This is a genomic window from Streptomyces sp. SID13726, from assembly GCF_010548375.1.
Classification (GTDB): domain Bacteria; phylum Actinomycetota; class Actinomycetes; order Streptomycetales; family Streptomycetaceae; genus Streptomyces.
This window is the reverse complement of the sequence record NZ_JAAGLY010000014.1, coordinates 230,346-246,505: the sequence shown is the minus strand read 5'-3', so window position 1 is coordinate 246,505 and position 16,160 is coordinate 230,346. Positions and strand designations below refer to the sequence as shown.

Here is a 16,160-nt window from a genome sequence, read left to right as displayed (position 1 = left end):
ACACCTGGAAGCCCTCGGCATCCGCGGCGAGGACGTCTTCCTCAGCATCATCGAGAACAACCCGCAGGACTGGTCGTTCGGCTTCGGACGCGCCCAGTACATCGAGGGCGACCTCGCCGTCCCCGGCAACTGAGGTCAGGCGCTCAGGGCGGTGCGCAGGGTGGAGGCCATCAGGTCGATGGCCTCCTTCCCCGTGGGTACCGGGCCGGTGTGCGTGAAGTAGTGGTCGGCGCCCGCGAAGACCCGGTGGGTGACCGGGACGCCCGCCGCCTCCAGGGCCTTGGCGTAGGCGTCGCCCTCGTCGCGCAGCCGGTCGTTCTCCGCCGTGACGACCAGGGCGGGCGGAAGTCCGGCGAGGTCGTCGGCGAGGGCGGGTGAGACCAGGGGATGGGCCCGGTCGGCCGGGTCCGGGACGTAGGCCGCGGTGAAGATCCGCATGAGCTGCGGGCTGAGCAGCGGCTTGGCGACGACGGACCGCTTGGTCGCCGGGTCGGCGAACTGGTCGAGCGGCGCCGAGTCGAGGATCTGGAGCCGGGGCGCGAAGTCGCCGCGCTCCCTGGCCAGACGGCACACCGCGGCGGTCAGATTGGCTCCGGCGCTGTGTCCGCCCACGGCGAGCCGCGTACCGTCCCAGCCGCCCGCGGTACCGTTCGCGGCGACCCACGCGGTGACGTCGTAGGCCTGGGTGACGGGTACGGGGAACTGCCGCTGCGGGGCGACGGCGTAGTCGACGTTGATCACGACACAGCCCGCGGTGGCGGCGATGCGGCGGCAGATGTGGTCGTCCTGCTCGGGCCGGGCGACGACGAATCCGCCGCCGTGGAAGTTGACGTAGACGGGCGGCGGGGTGTCCGTGCCGGCCGGCGGGCGGTAGACGGTGCAGGTCACCGGTCCGGCGCCGGTCTCCACCCGCAGGGTCTCGGTGCGCCGGGGGATGTCGGTGAACCGCAGGTCCTTGTGGACGCGGGACATCATGCGGCCGAGCAGGAGCTGAATCCCTCTGGCCTGGAATCCGGGGCTGAACGGCATGACTCGGCCACCCATCGCTACAAAGTTAAACTAACAGGATTCCTGATGATGGACGCCGGTCGTCCGGGGCGCAAGGGGGAGCTTCGCCCGGTGCGCGAGAGGACGCGGTGCGGATCGTCGTGGCGAGGCTCGGCGCCGGGAGTACGGCACCTACTGCGGCCGTACCACTCGCCCCTGCCGGAGTCGGTCCTGCGGCGGACGGAAACCGCGGGGCGTGCGCCTACCTTGGGGTCGGAGTCGTCAAGGCCCCCTCCCCCCACCGTGTGCACAGCCCCTCAGGAGAAGACAGTGCACGTACTCCTCGTCGAGGACGATCCGACCGTGGCCGATTCCCTGCGGCACGCTCTGGCCCGCTACGGCCACCACGTGACCTGGGCACCGACCGGGCAGGGCGCGCTCCTGGCACCGGCGGCCGACCTGGTGCTGCTGGACCTCGGGCTGCCGGACATCGACGGCCTGGACGTGTGCCGGGAGCTGCGGGCCCGCGCGGCCTGGGAGAAGGCAAGGTCCTCCACTGCTCCTGAGCGGGCCAGTTCGTAGTAGGCGGCGGCGCTCCGCGCGGCATGGGCCGGGCCGGCCTCGCGCAGCTGGTCGGCGATCATCACCTGAACCTCGCGCGGCAGGCCGACCGACGGATTCCGGGGCAGGGCCGTGAGGGCTTCCGCGATACGGGCATGTGACGGACCACACCCCGTAAGGATCTTCGTGCAGCCTCTCAGTTGCACCACCACGCCTCAGGCCCACGCCAGGACACATCCGACCCAGCGATCATCACTCACCCTGTCCGCGCCCGATCATGAAAGGTTGCCCCACGCAGAGCTATGAAACAGATCGCCTTCTCAGCCGCGGTGGCACGGCGATCGTTTCGGGCACGGTCACGTGGGGTCATGGGGGTGGGCCTCAGGGGCATTCGTCCCACGGAACTGGAGCTCGAGTATCTCCTCCGATTCCCGCCGGGCGGTTCGTTCGACCTCCCGCCCTTCCGGCCGACGAGTACCGCCGGGCGCGCCACCTGGCCCGAGGCGATCGCCCGCTTCGGGCCGTCGCTGCACTCCTTCACCGACCAGGCTGAGGACGTGGCCCGGCGGGTCGCCCACGTCACCGGGCACGAACCGGTGGTCCTCGATCTGTCCGAGGCCACCGCACCGATCCACGCGCTGCAGGTCATCTGCCCCGGTGCCCGCTCCCGTATCCGAAGGACCATGCCCCGATGACGCTTTCCGACCTCTCCGGCCAGTACGACGCCCGACACACCGCGCGGGCCCGCTCCGGATTGCCCGCACTCCTGTACGCCACGGCGATGGGCGACGACTATCCCGAGGAGGTCACTCCCTCCTCCTCGTGCGGCTGGGCACTGCTGGGACTGATGGCCGCCCGGCTGCGGATGCGGCCCGGACAGCTCCTCGTGGACGCGGGCTGCGGGATCGGCGGCGTAGGACTGTGGCTCGCCCGCGCGCTGGCCGTCCGTCTGGAAGGCCTCGACGTCTCCCCCGTCGCCGTCGACCAAGCCACCCGGCGCCGCGCCCACTTCGGCGTCCCCGCCGACTTCCGCGTGGCCTCGCTCCAGGACACCGGTCTGCCGGACGGCTGTGCGCACGGAGTCATCTGCGTGGACGCCTTCACGCACGCCCGCGCCTGCAGCGCGGTGGGTAACCGAGACCGGGTGCCCCCGCTGTGGCGGGCGCACCCGGGATGGTCACTCCGACGCGACGCGGATCAGACCGTCAAGCCATGCCTGGTGGCCGTTGAGCATCGGGTTGGGGCGCTCCTGGGCCAGGGCGGCGGCAGGTTCGCCGATCTGGGTCTCCTGGGTGAGGATGCGGACCCGGCCGCCGGGCAGGTCCTCCACCAGCCAGGCGTGCAGCACGTCGAGTCGCTCCTCGGGCTTGCCATCCTGCTTCGCGGTCCAGGACAGGCGGCCCGGTATCCCGTCCGCGGGCTCCTGGAACTCGATGACGTGGGCGGCCAGCGGCGGGAAGCCGAAGGTGCCGAAGCTGAAGACCTGGTCGCCCTTCAGCTCCGGGCCGCCACCCTGCGGGAAGGAGATGTCGGCGACGTTGTCGTAGTACGACTCCCAGGTGGAGGTGTCCGTGAGGTAGTGCCAGACCCGGGCAGTGGTGACGCCCTGGACGATCACCTCGTTGGAGACGAAGTTGTTGCCGGTGCCGGGCAGGTACTTCTCGGGCCAGTTGATCGCGTTCTGCGTGGTCATGAAAGTGTCCTTGCGGTGTGGTGTGGTGTGGTGTCAGTTGATTTTCTTGAGGAGTTCGGTCGCGAGCGGGCCGGAGGAGGCCGGGTTCTGCCCGGTGACGACATTGCGGTCGATCTCGACGTGCGCGGCCCACGGCTCGCCCACCTCGACCTTCAGGCCGGCCTCGGTCAGCCGGTCCTGCAGCAGCCACTTCGCGTTGTCGGCGCTTCCGGCCAGCCGTTCCTCGGTGTTGCTGAACGCGGTGATCCGGTAACCGGCGAACACGTTCGCGCCGTCCTTCCCGACGGCTGCGAGCAGTGCGGCCGGGCCGTGGCAGACCACCCCCACCGGCAGACCGGCACGCAGCGCCCCGGCGAGGATCTGGCCGGAGTCCGCGTCGACCGCCAGGTCCTCCATCGGGCCGTGTCCGCCGGGTACATACACCGCGTCGAAGTCCTCGAGTCGTACGCCGCTCAGCGCGACCGGGCTCCGGAACTCCGGGGCGCTGTCGACGACGATCCGGACGGCACGGGCGCCGTCCTCGCCGCCGTTGGCGCCCGCAGTGAGGCTGGCCGGGTCGGCCTGCGGGATCACGCCGCTCGGAGTGGCGACGGTGATCTCATGGCCGGCGGACCGGAACGCCTCGTACGGAACGACTGCCTCGTCCGCCCAGAAACCGGTGGGGTGGGTCGTGCCGTCGGCAAGAGTCCACCGATCCGCACCGCTCATCACGAAAAGGATCTTCGCCACGTGCTCTCTCCCGTGTCCGTAGCCGTATCGTCGCCACAAGGGCCGTGCGCCGCCACTCGGCGACCACCACGAAGGTAGGCCCGAATGCCATACGGATACCAATAGGGAAGCCGATCCCTGCTATCGGAACTCCGATGCGAGCAGTCGCTAAGCTGGACACCATGAAGAACCAGACGGGCGTGGCCCGGGACGTGGCTGTCGCGGCGGGCAGCCGGCAGCTGCCGTCGCACGCCGACCTGAATCTGCTGCGCACGTTCCTGGCCGTGTACAGGACCGGATCCTTCACGGCTGCGGCACCCGGGCTCGGGCTCTCCCAGCCGACCGTGACGGCGCAGATCCGCACGCTGGAACAGCAGACCGGTCGCGACCTGTTCACCCGGCTGCCGCGGGGTGTCGAACCGACCCCGTACGCCCACGAGCTGGCCGGGCAGCTCGCCGGCCCGCTGGACGCCCTGGCCGGCCTGGAGGGCACCGGCGCCGTGGCGGCCCCCGTCCATCTGGCCGGCCCGTCGGAGCTGCTGTGTGTGCGGGTGCTGCCCGCCCTGGTCCCGCTGGTCACCGACGGCGTCCAGCTACGGGTCACCCAGGGCCTCCCCGAGCCGCTGTTGGAAGAGATGCGCTCGGGCCGGCACGACCTGGTCATCGCCACCCGACGCCCGCGGGGCCGGGCGCTGGAATCCGTACCGCTCGCCGACGAGGAGTACGTCCTGGTCGCGAGCCCCGCCTGGGCCGAACGGGTCGTCGCTCAGTCCCACACTGCTGACGGCCTGTGCACGGCGCTGCGCGAGGTTCCGATGGTGACCTACGCCGAGGACCTACCGATCGTCCGACGCTACTGGCGTAGCGTCTTCGGCAGACAGCTCACCGCCCGTCCCGCCCTCACCGTGCCCAACCTGTACGCGGTGCTGTCGGCCGTCAACGCCGGCGCCGGCTACAGCGTGCTGCCCCGCTCGCTGTGCCAGGAGTACCTGGACTCGGGCCGGCTGGCGCTCCTGCACGACCCGGAGGAGCCGCCCTTGAACACCCTCTTCTTGGTCCAGCGGCCCGGTGCCGACGCCAACCCCGACGTGCTCCGCGTCGGCAGCCTCCTCCGAAAGGCGGCCCGCGCTTGGTAGGGCCAGGCCGCCTTCCGAAGAGGCGGCCTGGTCCCAGAGGTGGCGCCCGTCACCGGAGCCGCGTCGATCCGTACATGGCGATGGCGTAGAGGTGGCCGTCGGAGGCGACGGAGAGGGTGTCGATCCAGACCAGCTCCGGCCCTTGAGCGAGGGGGTCGCAGGTGCCGTCCGGGTTACGGCGGCACAGGACGTCGTGCTCCAGGTCACCGCCGTAGAGCCGGCCCTTGTCGTCGCTCTCCAGGCCGTCCGCCATGGGCTTGTACCCCAGGTCCACGATCGTCGCTGAGGGCGATGCCGTCCGAGCCGACCTCGTAGTGGGTCGGCGCGGCACCTGCGGGACGGTTCATGAAGGGCCGGCCGTCGATGACGGGCAGGAAGTCCGGATCGGGCAGCGCCGAGGGGTCCCCGGCCAACCGGCGCCATGAGCGGCCCGTCGCCAGGTCGACCACGACGATGCCGTTGTCGCCCCCGGAGTCGGTGATGAAGGCCATGCCCTCCGCGCCTCGCCGCGGGTCGAGGCGCACGTCGTTCGGACAGCCGTCGGCCGGCACCACGTTGGAGGGGATCTTCCGTACGATGCGGTCGGTCTCCAGGTCTACGCAGAGCAGCTTGGGGCCACCGCAAGAGGAAGGGGCGAACAACGGGCTTCCCGTTCGGCGGCGTTCTCGCGGTTCATCTCCGCGTCCGGGTAGGCCGCCCCTCTGCCGTCGTGGATCTCCGCAACGGTGAAGGGGACATCGCCCCCGGCGAGGGAAGTTGACGAAGATCCGGCCGTGGCGGGAGACGGTGACGTCGGTGGGCATCGCGTCCCGGAAGCGGTGAACCACTTCGCAGGCGGGTCGACGCCCCGGGGACGCATACGCCGGCCGACGAGCCCCGTGGCGGCCAGCGACATCGTGGTCGCGGCGATGAACGTACGTCGCTTCATGCGTGTGCCTTTCCTCGGGAGAGTCCGTCGTCCGCCCTGTTCGGGCGGTTCAGACGGCTGAGCACCCCCGCGCGGCCGGGAATCGGCCGGACTGCTCCATGCCCGGTGGCGGTGAGGGCCGCGGCGTCCGCCGCGTACCGTGCGGCCTCCGCAGGTGAGACGCCCTCGACCAGGCGGCCGGCGAACGCTCCGTCGAAGGTGTCACCGGCGCCGGAGGCGTCGACGGATGTAGCGCGGTGGGCCGGGATGTGTGTCACCTCTTCCCTGTCCCCGACGGGTGCACCTTGCTCCCCTCAGCTTCAGCACGATCATCTTCGGGCCGCGGCGGCGCAGCACGCGCAGCACCGTCTCGGGAGTCTCCTCGCCCGCGAGCACACCGGGAACTCGGCGACAGCGATCGCCAACGGCTCCGGGAGGGCCGCGAGAGGGTGTGTCGGCGGGTGGACGACGACCAGTGGTTCCCGCCAGAGGACTTGGTGGCGCAGGGACTTGGAGATCCGGGGCGGGGGCAGGGGCCGCAGGCAGACGTCGATGCGCCCGGCCGCGAACGCGTCGTCCAGCACCGGGATGGAGTGGTCAGAGAGAATCACCTCGATGTCCGGGGTGGTCCGGGCAGGCCCACCGAGGACGCGAGGAACGAACGCCGCGCTCGGGCTGGGGTAGCGGCCGAGCGTCACGACGCCCCGCGCGGTGCGGCGCCGCGCGGCCATGGCTTCTTCCGCCGCGTGCAGCTCGCCCAGGACGCGGCGGGCGTGGTCGGCGAGCGCACCACCAGCGTCGGTGAGCGCGAAGGGACGCTTGCGCCGATCGAACAGCACGCCCCCGGCCTCCCGCTCCAACGCGGCAACGTGTTGGCTCACTCGCGGCTGCGAGCGGTGCGTCGCCTCAGCGGCCGCACCGAAGCTGCTGGTGTCCACCACGGCGAGGAAGAGGACGAACCATTCCAACTGGTCCTCGGTCTTGAGCACTGCGAACACCCCACCCACACACCGCCGTCGGGCGTGGAACACCCCGTTGCCCACTGTCCGGACATCGCGTCCCACTCATCGAGACGCCCAGCATACGGCGGCGTCACGGGTCCGCCGCATGCCCCATCCGCATCGACTCGTCGGGGGCGTCCTGAGCGGCGTCGGCGCGATACCCGTCACGGACCCGGCGGTCGTTGACGCGCAGGGCGAGGACGCAGGCGCATCCGCTGACCCCCGCCATGGTGAGGAGTCCGGTGCGGAAGCCGCCGGCGGCCAGGGTGGCGGCCAGGGCCACTCCGCAAGCCCCGGCGAGCTGCCGTTGCATGTTGAGGAGGGTCGTGGCGTCGGCGGTGCGGGCGGCCGGGACGGTGACGAAGGCGGCGTTCTGACCGTTGGCGAAGAGGAGGCCGACGGAGCAGCCGAGCAGGTACATGGACGGGTAGAGCACGAGGGACGGCAGGGCGCCGACTCCGATCGCCAGGAACACGATGACGAGGGTGGCCGCGCCGCCGCCGGCCGTCATGAGACGGCTTGGGCCGACCCTGTCGTGCAATAGGGACGCCAACTGGGAGGCGGTCAGCATGCCGAGCGCCTCCGGGAAGGTGGCGAGGCCCGAGTGGAGGGCGTCGTAGCCCAGGCCCGTCTGGAGGAATTGCGGGTAGAGGTAGAGGACGCCCACAAAGGCAGCGCCCATGGGGAGGAGGGAGAGCTGGGTGGTGCGGAAGAGCTGGTCGTCCAGGATCCGTAGATCGATCATGGGGTGGGGGGTGCACAGCTCCCACGGCACGGTCAGTGCCAGCAGTGCGGTACCGCCCAGCAGTGGGACGAGGACGTACTCGCTCCCCCACCCCCGGTCCGGGGCCCTGGTCAGGGCGGACAGGACCGCGGCGAAACCACCGCCGGCCAGCACGAAACCGGGCAGGTCGAAGCGGGGCGCGCCCGGGCCGGGGAAGTCGGGCAGGGTCCACAGGCCGAACAGCAGGGCGAGCGCGCCGACGGGCAAGTTCACAAGGAAGACCCAGTGCCAGGAGACGGTGTCCACGAGCCAGCCGCCCAGCACCGGGCCGAGGGCGGGCGCGACGGCGGTCGGCAGCATGACGTACTTCTGTGCGCGAAGCCGCTCGGCCACGGGGAAGGCGCGCAGCATCATCGTCATGCCGACGGGCGCGAGCAGGCCGCCGCCTACGCCCTGCAGGACTCGGTATCCCGTGAGCGACGGCATCGAACCGGCCGTGGCGCACAGAGCCGAAGCCACGGTGAACAGCAGCAGCGCGGTCAGGGTGGTGCGCCGGGTGCCGAAGCGGTGGGTGAGCCAACCCGAGACGGGGATGCAGACCGCCATGGCCACGAGGTAGCCCACGTTCACGGAACTCAGACCGGAGGTGTCCACGGCGAAGTCACGGCCGAGGGCCGGGAGGGCCACGTTGACGATCGTGGTGTCCATGATCGCCATGAAGTTCGCGGCGATGAACACACCGCACACCGCGATCCTGGGGGAGACCGGGCGACGGAGCGGCGGTAAGCCCCTGCGCCCGGTCCGGCGGGCGGCGGGCGTCACCGGCCGTGCCGGAGCCAGCGGACCTGGTCGTCGGTCAGGCGGAGACTGCGGGCCTCCAGCGAGCGGTCGATCTGGTCCGTGGTCCGCGAGCCGATGGACGGCCAGACCTGCGTGTGCTGGAGGGTCCAGGCCAGGGCCACCGTCTCGGCCCGGGTGCCCAGTTGCCCGGCGAGTTCCCGGCAGCGGAGCCGTCGGGCGCGGTTGTCCTCGGTGTCGTAAGGGTCCGGCCTGCCGTTGACCTCCCGCGGCTCGCTGTGTGCGAAGTAGCCGCGGGCCTGTGCCGACCAGGCGAGCAGCGGCAGCCGGTGTGCGCGGACGACGTCGAGGACGGCGGTGTCCGCGTGCAGGCTGCCGCCGAGCAGGGCCAGGTCGGGTTCGGCGAGGCTGAACTGGTAGCTGGCCACGGGCGTGTGGCCCCGCCCGGCCAGCTCGGTGGCGAGCGAGGACAGGCGCTGCGCCTGCCAGTTGGAGGCTCCGACGCGGCGGACGTGTCCGGCCTCGACGAGGCTCACCAGGGTGTCGGCGAGTTCGGCGACGGATCTGGCGGGATCGTCGCAGTGGTAGAGGAGTACGTCGATGGTCTCCACGCCCAGGGTCCGCAGCGCGGCTCGTACATGGCCGTGGACGGTGTCGCGGGTGAGCGGGATGTCCGCGCCGGTGAAGTCGTGGCCGATCTTGGTCGCGACGCCCAGCGTGCCGGGGTTTCTGCGAAGCCAGGGGCCGATCGCTTCCTCGGCCTGTCCCTTGGCGTAGCTGTGCGAGGTCTCGACCAGGAGCCCGCCGGCGTCTGCGAAGTGGGCGAGCCGTGCGGCGGAGACGTCGGAGGGCTCCGCGCCGAATGGGCCTCCGAGGACGAAGCGGTGCGCCGCGCTCTCCATGTCCTCCTGGCTGAGCAGTCCGTCGAGCATCTGCAGCGGCGAACGCGGCATCAGCCCTCACTCCCGGCAACCTTGCGGAAGCCGTCCACGTCGGCGAACGGACGCGGCAGGTGCGGCCTCAGCGGAACCCGGAAGGTGTTGAGCATCATCGCGGACATGGAGAAGCTGCCGATGCAGCCGATCAGGTCCAGCACGCCCGCTTCCCCGAAGAGCGCCAGCGCCTCCGCGTAGGTCTCGTCCGTGACGAAGTGGTCGTAGAGCATCTCGTGGGCGAAGGCGTGGAAGACGCGCTCGTCCTCGGCCTTGAACTGCGGGTCCTCACCGCGCGCGAGACGCTCCAGGCACTCCGCCGGGACGCCCTCCGCGACCGCCTGCTGGATGTGGGCGTTCCACGCTGACTGGCTGTCGAAGTGGCGGCCCGCGATCAGCACACTCAGCTCGCGCAGCCGCCGCGGGAAGCGCGACTCGTTACGGCAGTAGGCGCCCAGGTTCTCCACCCAGTGGGCCAGTTCCATGTTGCGCGCCCAGACGAGGAAGGGCGGCGGGGCTTCTTCGACACCGGGGCCGACGATGGTTTCGAGGAGCTCGGTCTGGTCGGGGGTGAGGCTGGTCAGCGGGGTCAGTCGCACGGTCTTGCTGCCTTTCGAGAAGAGGTACAGGGGTGGGTCACCAGGTGGTGGTCCGGGCCCGGAGGAAACGGCGGTGGAAGTCCGTCCGCGCTGGCTCGGCCAGGGGGATCGGGGCCCAGCCATGACCGGTCTCGAAGACCTCGGGCCGGTCGGAGCGGGTCGTGGGCCAGGCGGGCAGATCCGGGCCGTTGGGATCGCCGTTCGTCGCGAAGTTGACCAGGTATGCGGTCAGGAGCGTCGAGGTCTGCCGGTCCTCTTCGGCCCACGGCCGGTCCAGGGCGTGCAGGGATCCGAGCAAGTAGGGGATCTCGGAGCCGTGGAACGCCCCGCGCGCCGCTCCCTCGGGGCCGGGCGGGGTGCGGGTCCAGAAGTGGGTGAAGACGGGGCTCTCGGTGCCATTGGCCCACTCCTGCGCCCACAGATGGGTGCTGGTGCGCGCCGAGTCGGCGCGGGCGGCGGTGTGCTGCGCGCTCGCGGCGGTGTCGGTCGTCACCGGGTACAGCGTCAGGAACTCCGCCGCGAAGTCCCCGTACCGGCCGGCCGCCCTGCGTTCGTACTCCGCGACGGTCAGCTTGACACCCGGTCCCGCTCCGCTCTCGTCACGGTTGTTCCCGAGGAGCAGCGGTACGTCGTTCTGGGTGCCGGCGGCCAGGACTCCGGCGTAGGTGTCGGGCAGCACCGCGCCGTCGACGACCGGCCGGAACAGCGGGGGCGGCGGAGTGCCGGGGATGCGGGGGTCGTCGGCCGCGCTGCCCGCCAGCACCGTCTCGACCGGCAGGGCCCGCAACTGCCCGGGCGCGTCGGCACCGCACGCGCGGGCGTAGACGGTCCCGTCCCGCTCCGCCTGCGCGAGGGTGCGGTGGGAAGGGGCCAGCGTAGCGATCGCCGGGTCCCCGGGGTGCAGTACGGCGCTGTCCGCGACGGCGCCGTGGAACAGGCCGGCCGCGAACGGGGAGTAGACCAGGTCCATCACGGACGCAGCACCGGACGACTGCCCGGCGATCGTGACCCGCTCCGGATCGCCGCCGAAGGCCGCGATGTTGCTCCGCACCCAGCGCAGGGCGGCGATCTGGTCGAGCAGGCCGTAGTTGCCGGAGGTCTCGTCGGCGGATTCGGCGCTGAGTTCCGGTGTGGCCAGGTAACCCAGGACGCCGAGGCGGCTGTTGACGGTGACGACCACCAGGCCCTGGGCGGCGAGGGCGGAACCGTCGTACTGCGGATCGGCCCCGGAGCCGTAGAGAAAGCGACCGCCGTGCAGCCAGACCAGGACGGGGAGGCGTTCGTCCGGCTGCCCGGCGGCGGTCCAGATGTTCAGGTTGAGACAGTCCTCACCGCGCGGGAGAGCGGGGTCGGCGAGGTTGGAGGGGGGCTGGGGACAGATGGGGCCGAAGGTGTCGGCAAGCCGTGTCCCGTCCCAGCGAGCCGGTGGGAGCGGCGGGCGCCAGCGGTTCGGGCCCGCGGTGCTCGCCCCGTACGGCACTCCCTTGAACACCGTGACACCGGACAGGAAGGCCTCGGTCCCGGAGACGAGTCCGTACGCGGTGCGCGCAGTCGGGCACGGAAGGGTCATGCGCTTTCTCTTTCCAGGAGGGTTGGGCCATGATCCGGGCATGGCCGACCGTGGTGAGCGGGCGACGCACGCGAGGCCTGAGCACGGGTGCTTCGGCTCGACCGTGCATGCGCCGCGACCACGGCGAAGGAAGCGGGGAAACAGCATCTTGGAGTAGCGCCGTGTGCCCCGGGATGCCGCCGGGGCACACGGTGCGCTCTCCATCGTCGTGGAGCGACCGGCTCGGAACGTAGTGACGGCCGGCGAACTCGGCCTCATGGGCGACGAGTTGGGCGCGGACACTGCAACGCGGGTCGGACCGCCGGGGACGGGGACGTGGCCGAGGCAGGCCTCTGGGCTGCCCACGGAGCCCGCCCGCCGCCGGTTCACGCGCTCCGCCTGCCGAGCGGAAAAGTGGCGGGGGGATGTTCAGGGCATCGTCGGGCCCAGAATCATCCGCCCACGCGACACGCGGGAGGGGGTGCCGTAGCCGGATCAGGCGGTGCGCCACCAGGCGTAGTACTTGTCTCCGTAGCCGTCCATGATGTCGGGGTACTCGTGGTCGGCGTCCGGGAACTCGAAGAAGTCGTGCGCGACGTCGAGGTCGGTGAAGCGGGCGTCCAGGTCCCGGATGGTCGGCGCGAGGCGGGTATCGAGGCGGCCGGACAGCAGGCGGACCTGGCTGGTGCGGCGCAGCTCAGGGGCGTTGGCCAGCACCAGGCTCCAGGGGTGGCAGAGGTCGTAGTACTCCTGGTCGCCGAAGTAGGTGTTGTTGACGCGGTCCTCGGGTTCGTCCTTGAGGTCGCGCAGGATCGCGGGGGCGACCGCGGACACCCTGCCGAAGGTCTTCGGGTACTTGAGGCCGAGGTGCAGGGCGCCGAATCCGCCCATGGAGAAGCCCTCGACGGTACGGGCGGCGGCCTCGGGGATCGTCCGGTAGGTGCCGTCCATGTGGTGGACCAGGTCGAAGGCGGTGATCTGGGCGAGCGGTCGGGCGCCGTCCTTGGAGTCGACGTACCAGCCGATCGGCAGGATCTGCGGGACGACGACGATCGTCGGCGGTATCACCCCGCCGCGGACGGCCTTGTCGATTCGCGCAACCATTTCGGAACCCTGGCGGGCGTTGCTGAACCCGCCGTGCAGCCAGTAGATGACAGGGAAGCGCCGTTCGGGCTCGGTCTCGTACTGGGGCGGCAGGTAGAGCTGGTAGCTGCCCTGGGCGTCCGCGCTGCCGCGCGAGGGCTGGGGGTAGAGACCGAAGGTGGTGAGTTCCTGGTCCTCTCGGACCTCGTCGATCCACTGCTGCTCGATCTCTGCCATCTGTTCCGGCGTGGTGCGTACCTTGTGGACCTTCTCTGCCACGGTGTGCTGTCCTCTCGGTGGGTCTCACACAGAAGCCCGGGATCCTCCGGGGCGGTGCCGGCAGCCCTCCGGCCCTGCCACTCCGGGCGGCGTTCCATTACGCAGAATGGCGTATCCTTTAGCGGAACGTCCATCAGTGAAACCGTGCGACGGGAGCTTGTCAATGGCGGGGATCGAAACTGCAGAGGACTCACAGACACGAGGCCGAGGAGGACGCAGCTCCAACGCGGGTAACGCCACCGACAAGGCGCTCAACCTGCTGGAAGCCGCGGTGGCACCCGGCTACCCGCACCGGCTCGGCGAGGTCGCGGCGGCCGCCGGGGTACCCAAGGCCAGCGCGCACCGCATCCTGAACAGCCTGGTGTCGACGTCCTTCCTGGCCTCGGACGGCAGCGGCGGCTACGGCCCAGGGCCGAGACTGCGGGCCCTCGCCGCCCGCGTCACCCAGGGCTGCGAGGAGGACCAGGTGATGCGGGCCGAACTCGAAGTGCTCAACAGGCGGGTCGGCAACACCGTGCACCTCGGGGTACGGACCGGGGACGCCGCGACCTGCCTGATCAAGGTCGCCAGCCCGAAGCCGGTGCAGACCTCGTCGCGCGTGGGCATGCAACTGGCGTTGCACGCCACATCGATCGGCAAATGCATCCTCTCCAGCCTGAGCGACGACGAACTCACCGACCTGATGCAGCGGGTGGGCCTGTCGGCCCGCACCGAACACACCATCACCGACCTCGACGCCCTGCGCACCGAACTCGCCCGGGTACGCGAACAGGGCTTCGCCCTCGACGAGGAGGAAAACGAAATCGGCGTGCACTGCATCGGCGCCCCGGTCCGGGACGCCAAGGGCACGGTCATCGGCGGCGTCAGCATCTCCGCCATCACCTACCTGGAGTCCCGCGAGACGCTCCTGGGCTGGACCGATCTCGTCCGGGCGACCGCGGACTCGCTGCACGGCCTGCTGGGCTGATACGGCCATGAATCGGGCCCGGTGAAGCCGCCCGCGACACGGCGGCCACACTGTACATCGCGGGGCCCGCACACTTATCTTTCGGATCCGTGACCAACTTGGTCTTGTACGACCTGTAGACACCACCGCAGCGTTTCAGCAGGGTTACAGCACCGGGCCGCCCTCGTCCTGGTTCACCGGCCAGCCCCCGGTGCGGCAGTAGCCCTGAGCCCCACCCTCGCGAGCAGCGGGATCACCTCCGGTTCGGCGCCGCTCATCAGTCACCGCGCGTCCCGCACGGCCCCCGGCCGTGGTCACGCGGCGGTCCACGCGACGCGACCACTCCCTCTTCGGCCCGACGGCCGACTCGCCCACTCCCGCAGAACAGGCGCAGGCGGACGCCCCACAGGACGCCACCGGCACACCCGACTCCTGAAACCGGGATCCGGAACACGCCTCTCAGGCCTGCTCATATCCCTGTTGGTCCGCCGACATACGCGGAGCCGACCTCCGTGGCGGGCGGACCCCGTCGGTCCCCCGTCCGAGTCCGAGGCCACGCCCGCCTGGCTCAGAGCAAGGAGAGACAATGACGTCCCACGATGCCGCACCCCGACCCGCCGCACCGAGAACGCGCCGGTCCATCCGACCCGGCGGCGGCCTTGCCGCTCTGTGCACCGCCCTCACCCTCACACTCGCCGCGTGCGGAGGAGGCACCGGTGGAGCCGCCGCCGGCAGTGGCTCCACCAGCGGTACCAAGGTCGCCGGTGACACCCTGACCGTCGCCGAACAGCAGGCCCCGCCCACGCTCAACCCGGGCAGCCTCGACCTCGGGTTCGTCGACTTCACGATGCTGTCGTACGAGTCGCTGTTCTACCTCTCCCCCGAGGGCACCGTGCAGCCGGCGCTGGCCAAGTCCTGGAAGTACGTCGGCACCGGCAACAAGGAGCTGTCCGTCACCCTGCGCTCGGGCGTGAAGTTCGCCGACGGCACGCCGGTGACCGCCGACGCGGTGAAGGCGTCGCTGGAGTACGCGAAGAAGGCCCAGGGCAACCAGGCCCACTACCTGACCGACGCGACGATCGCGACCTCCGGTGACCTCGGGCTGACCATCAAGCTCGCCAAGGCGAACCCGATCCTGCCGACCCTGCTGACCCAGTCCTACGGCATCGGCCAGATCATCAGTCCGAAGGGCCTGGCCGATCCGGCGAACCTGACGCCGACCAAGGCCAGCCAGGGCGCCGGTCCGTACATGTACTCGCCCTCCGACAGCGTGGCCAGCGACCACTACACCTACACCGCGAACCCGGACTACTACGACAAGTCCAAGCAGCACTACAAGAAGATCGTGATCCGGATCGTGCAGAACGGCCAGACCGCGGTCAACGCCATGAAGACCGGTCAGGTCGATGTCTACAAGGGCGACTACACCTCCGCCGCCTCCGCGAAGTCCGCCGGTATGAGCACCGTGGGTCTGCCGGTGATCCTCCAGGGCCTGAGCCTGATCGACCGCGGCGGCGAGGTGTCCAAGCCGCTCGGTGACGTCCGAGTACGGCAGGCGATCAACTACGCCATCGACCGCGACGCCGTCACCAAGGCCCTGCTCGGCTCCAGTGGCACGCCGACCGTGCAGACCGTCATCAAGGGCGGCGACGGCTACTCGGACGACCTCGCCGACTACTACGCCTACAACCCGACGAAGGCGAAGCAGCTGCTCAAGGAGGCCGGCTACCCGGACGGATTCGAACTCCCCGTCCTGGCGGCCACGTTCGTCGGCTTCGACACCATGGCCGAGGCGATCGCCGGTCAGCTCTCCAAGGTCGGGATCAAGGTGAAGGTCACCGCCGTCACCAGCATCACCTCCTTCGTCGAGAACCAGACCAACCACAAGTACCCGGCCGTCTCCGGCGGGTTCACCGAGGAACCGATGTACCTGGAGGGCCTGGACCTGTTCATGCCCGGCTCGAAGGTGTTCAACGGCTTCGGCAGCACCGCACCCGAACTGACCACCCTCTTCAACAAGGCGGCCGCCGCCGCACCGGCCGAACGCGCCGAACTCGACCGGCAGATGCAGGAGTACTTGGTGAAGAACGCCTGGTACGCACCGGTCGCCTTCACCCCCGTCAACTACTACGTCCGCCCCGGCATCGGCGGTGTGAAGGTCAGCGCGGGAGCGCCCTTCGTGAGTCCGCTCGCCATCTACGCCACCAAGTAACAGCTCCGGGCGGCCCCTCCCTGACCAGGGGGCCGCCCGGCCCAG

At 70.6% G+C, this 16,160-nt stretch carries 17 protein-coding genes and 1 pseudogene; 6 read left to right on the top strand and 12 right to left on the bottom strand.

From position 1 onward, the window contains the following. Positions 1 to 135: 135 nt before the first annotated feature. Complete coding sequence (locus G3I78_RS31490; protein WP_164430807.1) at positions 136 to 1,029, bottom strand: alpha/beta hydrolase; 894 nt, start codon at positions 1,027 to 1,029, stop codon at positions 136 to 138. Positions 1,030 to 1,317: 288 nt separating this feature from the next. On the opposite strand from G3I78_RS31490, the gene G3I78_RS52955 reads away from it, so the two are divergent. The 3 genes and pseudogenes from G3I78_RS52955 to G3I78_RS53280 form a co-directional block, all read left to right on the top strand. Continuing rightward, the gene (locus G3I78_RS52955) at positions 1,318 to 1,569 is read left to right on the top strand and encodes a response regulator (protein ID WP_164430775.1); all 252 of its coding nucleotides are present in this window, start codon (positions 1,318 to 1,320) and stop codon (positions 1,567 to 1,569) included. Positions 1,570 to 1,916: 347 nt separating this feature from the next. Then, on the top strand, positions 1,917 to 2,243 hold the full coding sequence (locus tag G3I78_RS31480) for a hypothetical protein (RefSeq protein ID WP_164430383.1): 327 nt from the start codon (positions 1,917 to 1,919) through the stop codon (positions 2,241 to 2,243). After that, positions 2,240 to 2,647, top strand: a pseudogene (locus G3I78_RS53280) (class I SAM-dependent methyltransferase); the annotation flags it as partial. The gene G3I78_RS31480 and the pseudogene G3I78_RS53280, both read left to right, overlap by 4 nt. 78 nt (positions 2,648 to 2,725) lie before the next feature. On the opposite strand, the gene G3I78_RS31470 reads toward G3I78_RS53280, so the two are convergent. Continuing rightward, positions 2,726 to 3,241, bottom strand: a complete 516-nt coding sequence (locus G3I78_RS31470) for an SRPBCC domain-containing protein (RefSeq protein ID WP_164430772.1) — start codon at positions 3,239 to 3,241, stop codon at positions 2,726 to 2,728. Positions 3,242 to 3,274: 33 nt separating this feature from the next. Next, positions 3,275 to 3,970 (bottom strand): type 1 glutamine amidotransferase domain-containing protein, encoded by a 696-nt coding sequence (locus G3I78_RS31465; protein ID WP_164430770.1) that lies wholly within the window; start codon positions 3,968 to 3,970, stop codon positions 3,275 to 3,277. Between the two features lie 161 nt (positions 3,971 to 4,131). Between G3I78_RS31465 and G3I78_RS31460 the strand changes: the two genes are divergently transcribed. Then, positions 4,132 to 5,085: a LysR family transcriptional regulator gene (locus G3I78_RS31460; RefSeq protein ID WP_164430768.1), complete on the top strand. Its 954-nt coding sequence runs from the start codon at positions 4,132 to 4,134 to the stop codon at positions 5,083 to 5,085. A gap of 49 nt (positions 5,086 to 5,134) precedes the next feature. Here G3I78_RS31460 and G3I78_RS52255 read toward each other — a convergent pair whose 3' ends face one another. The 9 genes from G3I78_RS52255 to G3I78_RS31420 form a co-directional block, all read right to left on the bottom strand. Beyond that, positions 5,135 to 5,338 (bottom strand): hypothetical protein, encoded by a 204-nt coding sequence (locus G3I78_RS52255; RefSeq protein WP_239158147.1) that lies wholly within the window; start codon positions 5,336 to 5,338, stop codon positions 5,135 to 5,137. After that, the gene (locus tag G3I78_RS52250; protein ID WP_239158146.1) at positions 5,289 to 5,726 is read right to left on the bottom strand and encodes a major royal jelly family protein; all 438 of its coding nucleotides are present in this window, start codon (positions 5,724 to 5,726) and stop codon (positions 5,289 to 5,291) included. The genes G3I78_RS52255 and G3I78_RS52250 overlap by 50 nt, the downstream gene beginning before the upstream one ends. Positions 5,727 to 6,009: 283 nt before the next feature. Then, positions 6,010 to 6,270, bottom strand: coding sequence for a PfkB family carbohydrate kinase (locus tag G3I78_RS31450; protein WP_343243896.1), 261 nt, complete (start codon positions 6,268 to 6,270; stop codon positions 6,010 to 6,012). Between the two features lie 51 nt (positions 6,271 to 6,321). Further along, entirely contained in the window at positions 6,322 to 6,981 is a 660-nt protein-coding gene (locus G3I78_RS31445) for a LysR family transcriptional regulator (RefSeq protein WP_164430765.1), read from the bottom strand. A 103-nt stretch (positions 6,982 to 7,084) separates the two neighbouring features. Next, complete coding sequence (locus G3I78_RS31440) at positions 7,085 to 8,455, bottom strand: DHA2 family efflux MFS transporter permease subunit (RefSeq protein ID WP_164430763.1); 1,371 nt, start codon at positions 8,453 to 8,455, stop codon at positions 7,085 to 7,087. A gap of 80 nt (positions 8,456 to 8,535) precedes the next feature. Next, the gene (locus G3I78_RS31435; protein WP_164430761.1) at positions 8,536 to 9,468 is read right to left on the bottom strand and encodes an aldo/keto reductase; all 933 of its coding nucleotides are present in this window, start codon (positions 9,466 to 9,468) and stop codon (positions 8,536 to 8,538) included. Continuing rightward, positions 9,468 to 10,046 (bottom strand): carboxymuconolactone decarboxylase family protein, encoded by a 579-nt coding sequence (locus tag G3I78_RS31430; RefSeq protein ID WP_164430759.1) that lies wholly within the window; start codon positions 10,044 to 10,046, stop codon positions 9,468 to 9,470. The genes G3I78_RS31435 and G3I78_RS31430 overlap by 1 nt, the downstream gene beginning before the upstream one ends. A 37-nt stretch (positions 10,047 to 10,083) precedes the next feature. After that, entirely contained in the window at positions 10,084 to 11,616 is a 1,533-nt protein-coding gene (locus G3I78_RS31425; protein ID WP_164430757.1) for a carboxylesterase family protein, read from the bottom strand. A 474-nt stretch (positions 11,617 to 12,090) separates the two neighbouring features. Beyond that, the gene (locus G3I78_RS31420; protein ID WP_164430755.1) at positions 12,091 to 12,957 is read right to left on the bottom strand and encodes an alpha/beta hydrolase-fold protein; all 867 of its coding nucleotides are present in this window, start codon (positions 12,955 to 12,957) and stop codon (positions 12,091 to 12,093) included. 163 nt (positions 12,958 to 13,120) lie between these two features. On the opposite strand from G3I78_RS31420, the gene G3I78_RS31415 reads away from it, so the two are divergent. Together G3I78_RS31415 and G3I78_RS31410 are read left to right on the top strand one after the other, a co-directional pair. Further along, positions 13,121 to 13,924 (top strand): IclR family transcriptional regulator, encoded by an 804-nt coding sequence (locus G3I78_RS31415; RefSeq protein WP_164430753.1) that lies wholly within the window; start codon positions 13,121 to 13,123, stop codon positions 13,922 to 13,924. Positions 13,925 to 14,489: 565 nt separating this feature from the next. Further along, positions 14,490 to 16,115 (top strand): ABC transporter substrate-binding protein, encoded by a 1,626-nt coding sequence (locus G3I78_RS31410; RefSeq protein ID WP_164430751.1) that lies wholly within the window; start codon positions 14,490 to 14,492, stop codon positions 16,113 to 16,115. Positions 16,116 to 16,160 lie beyond the last annotated feature (45 nt).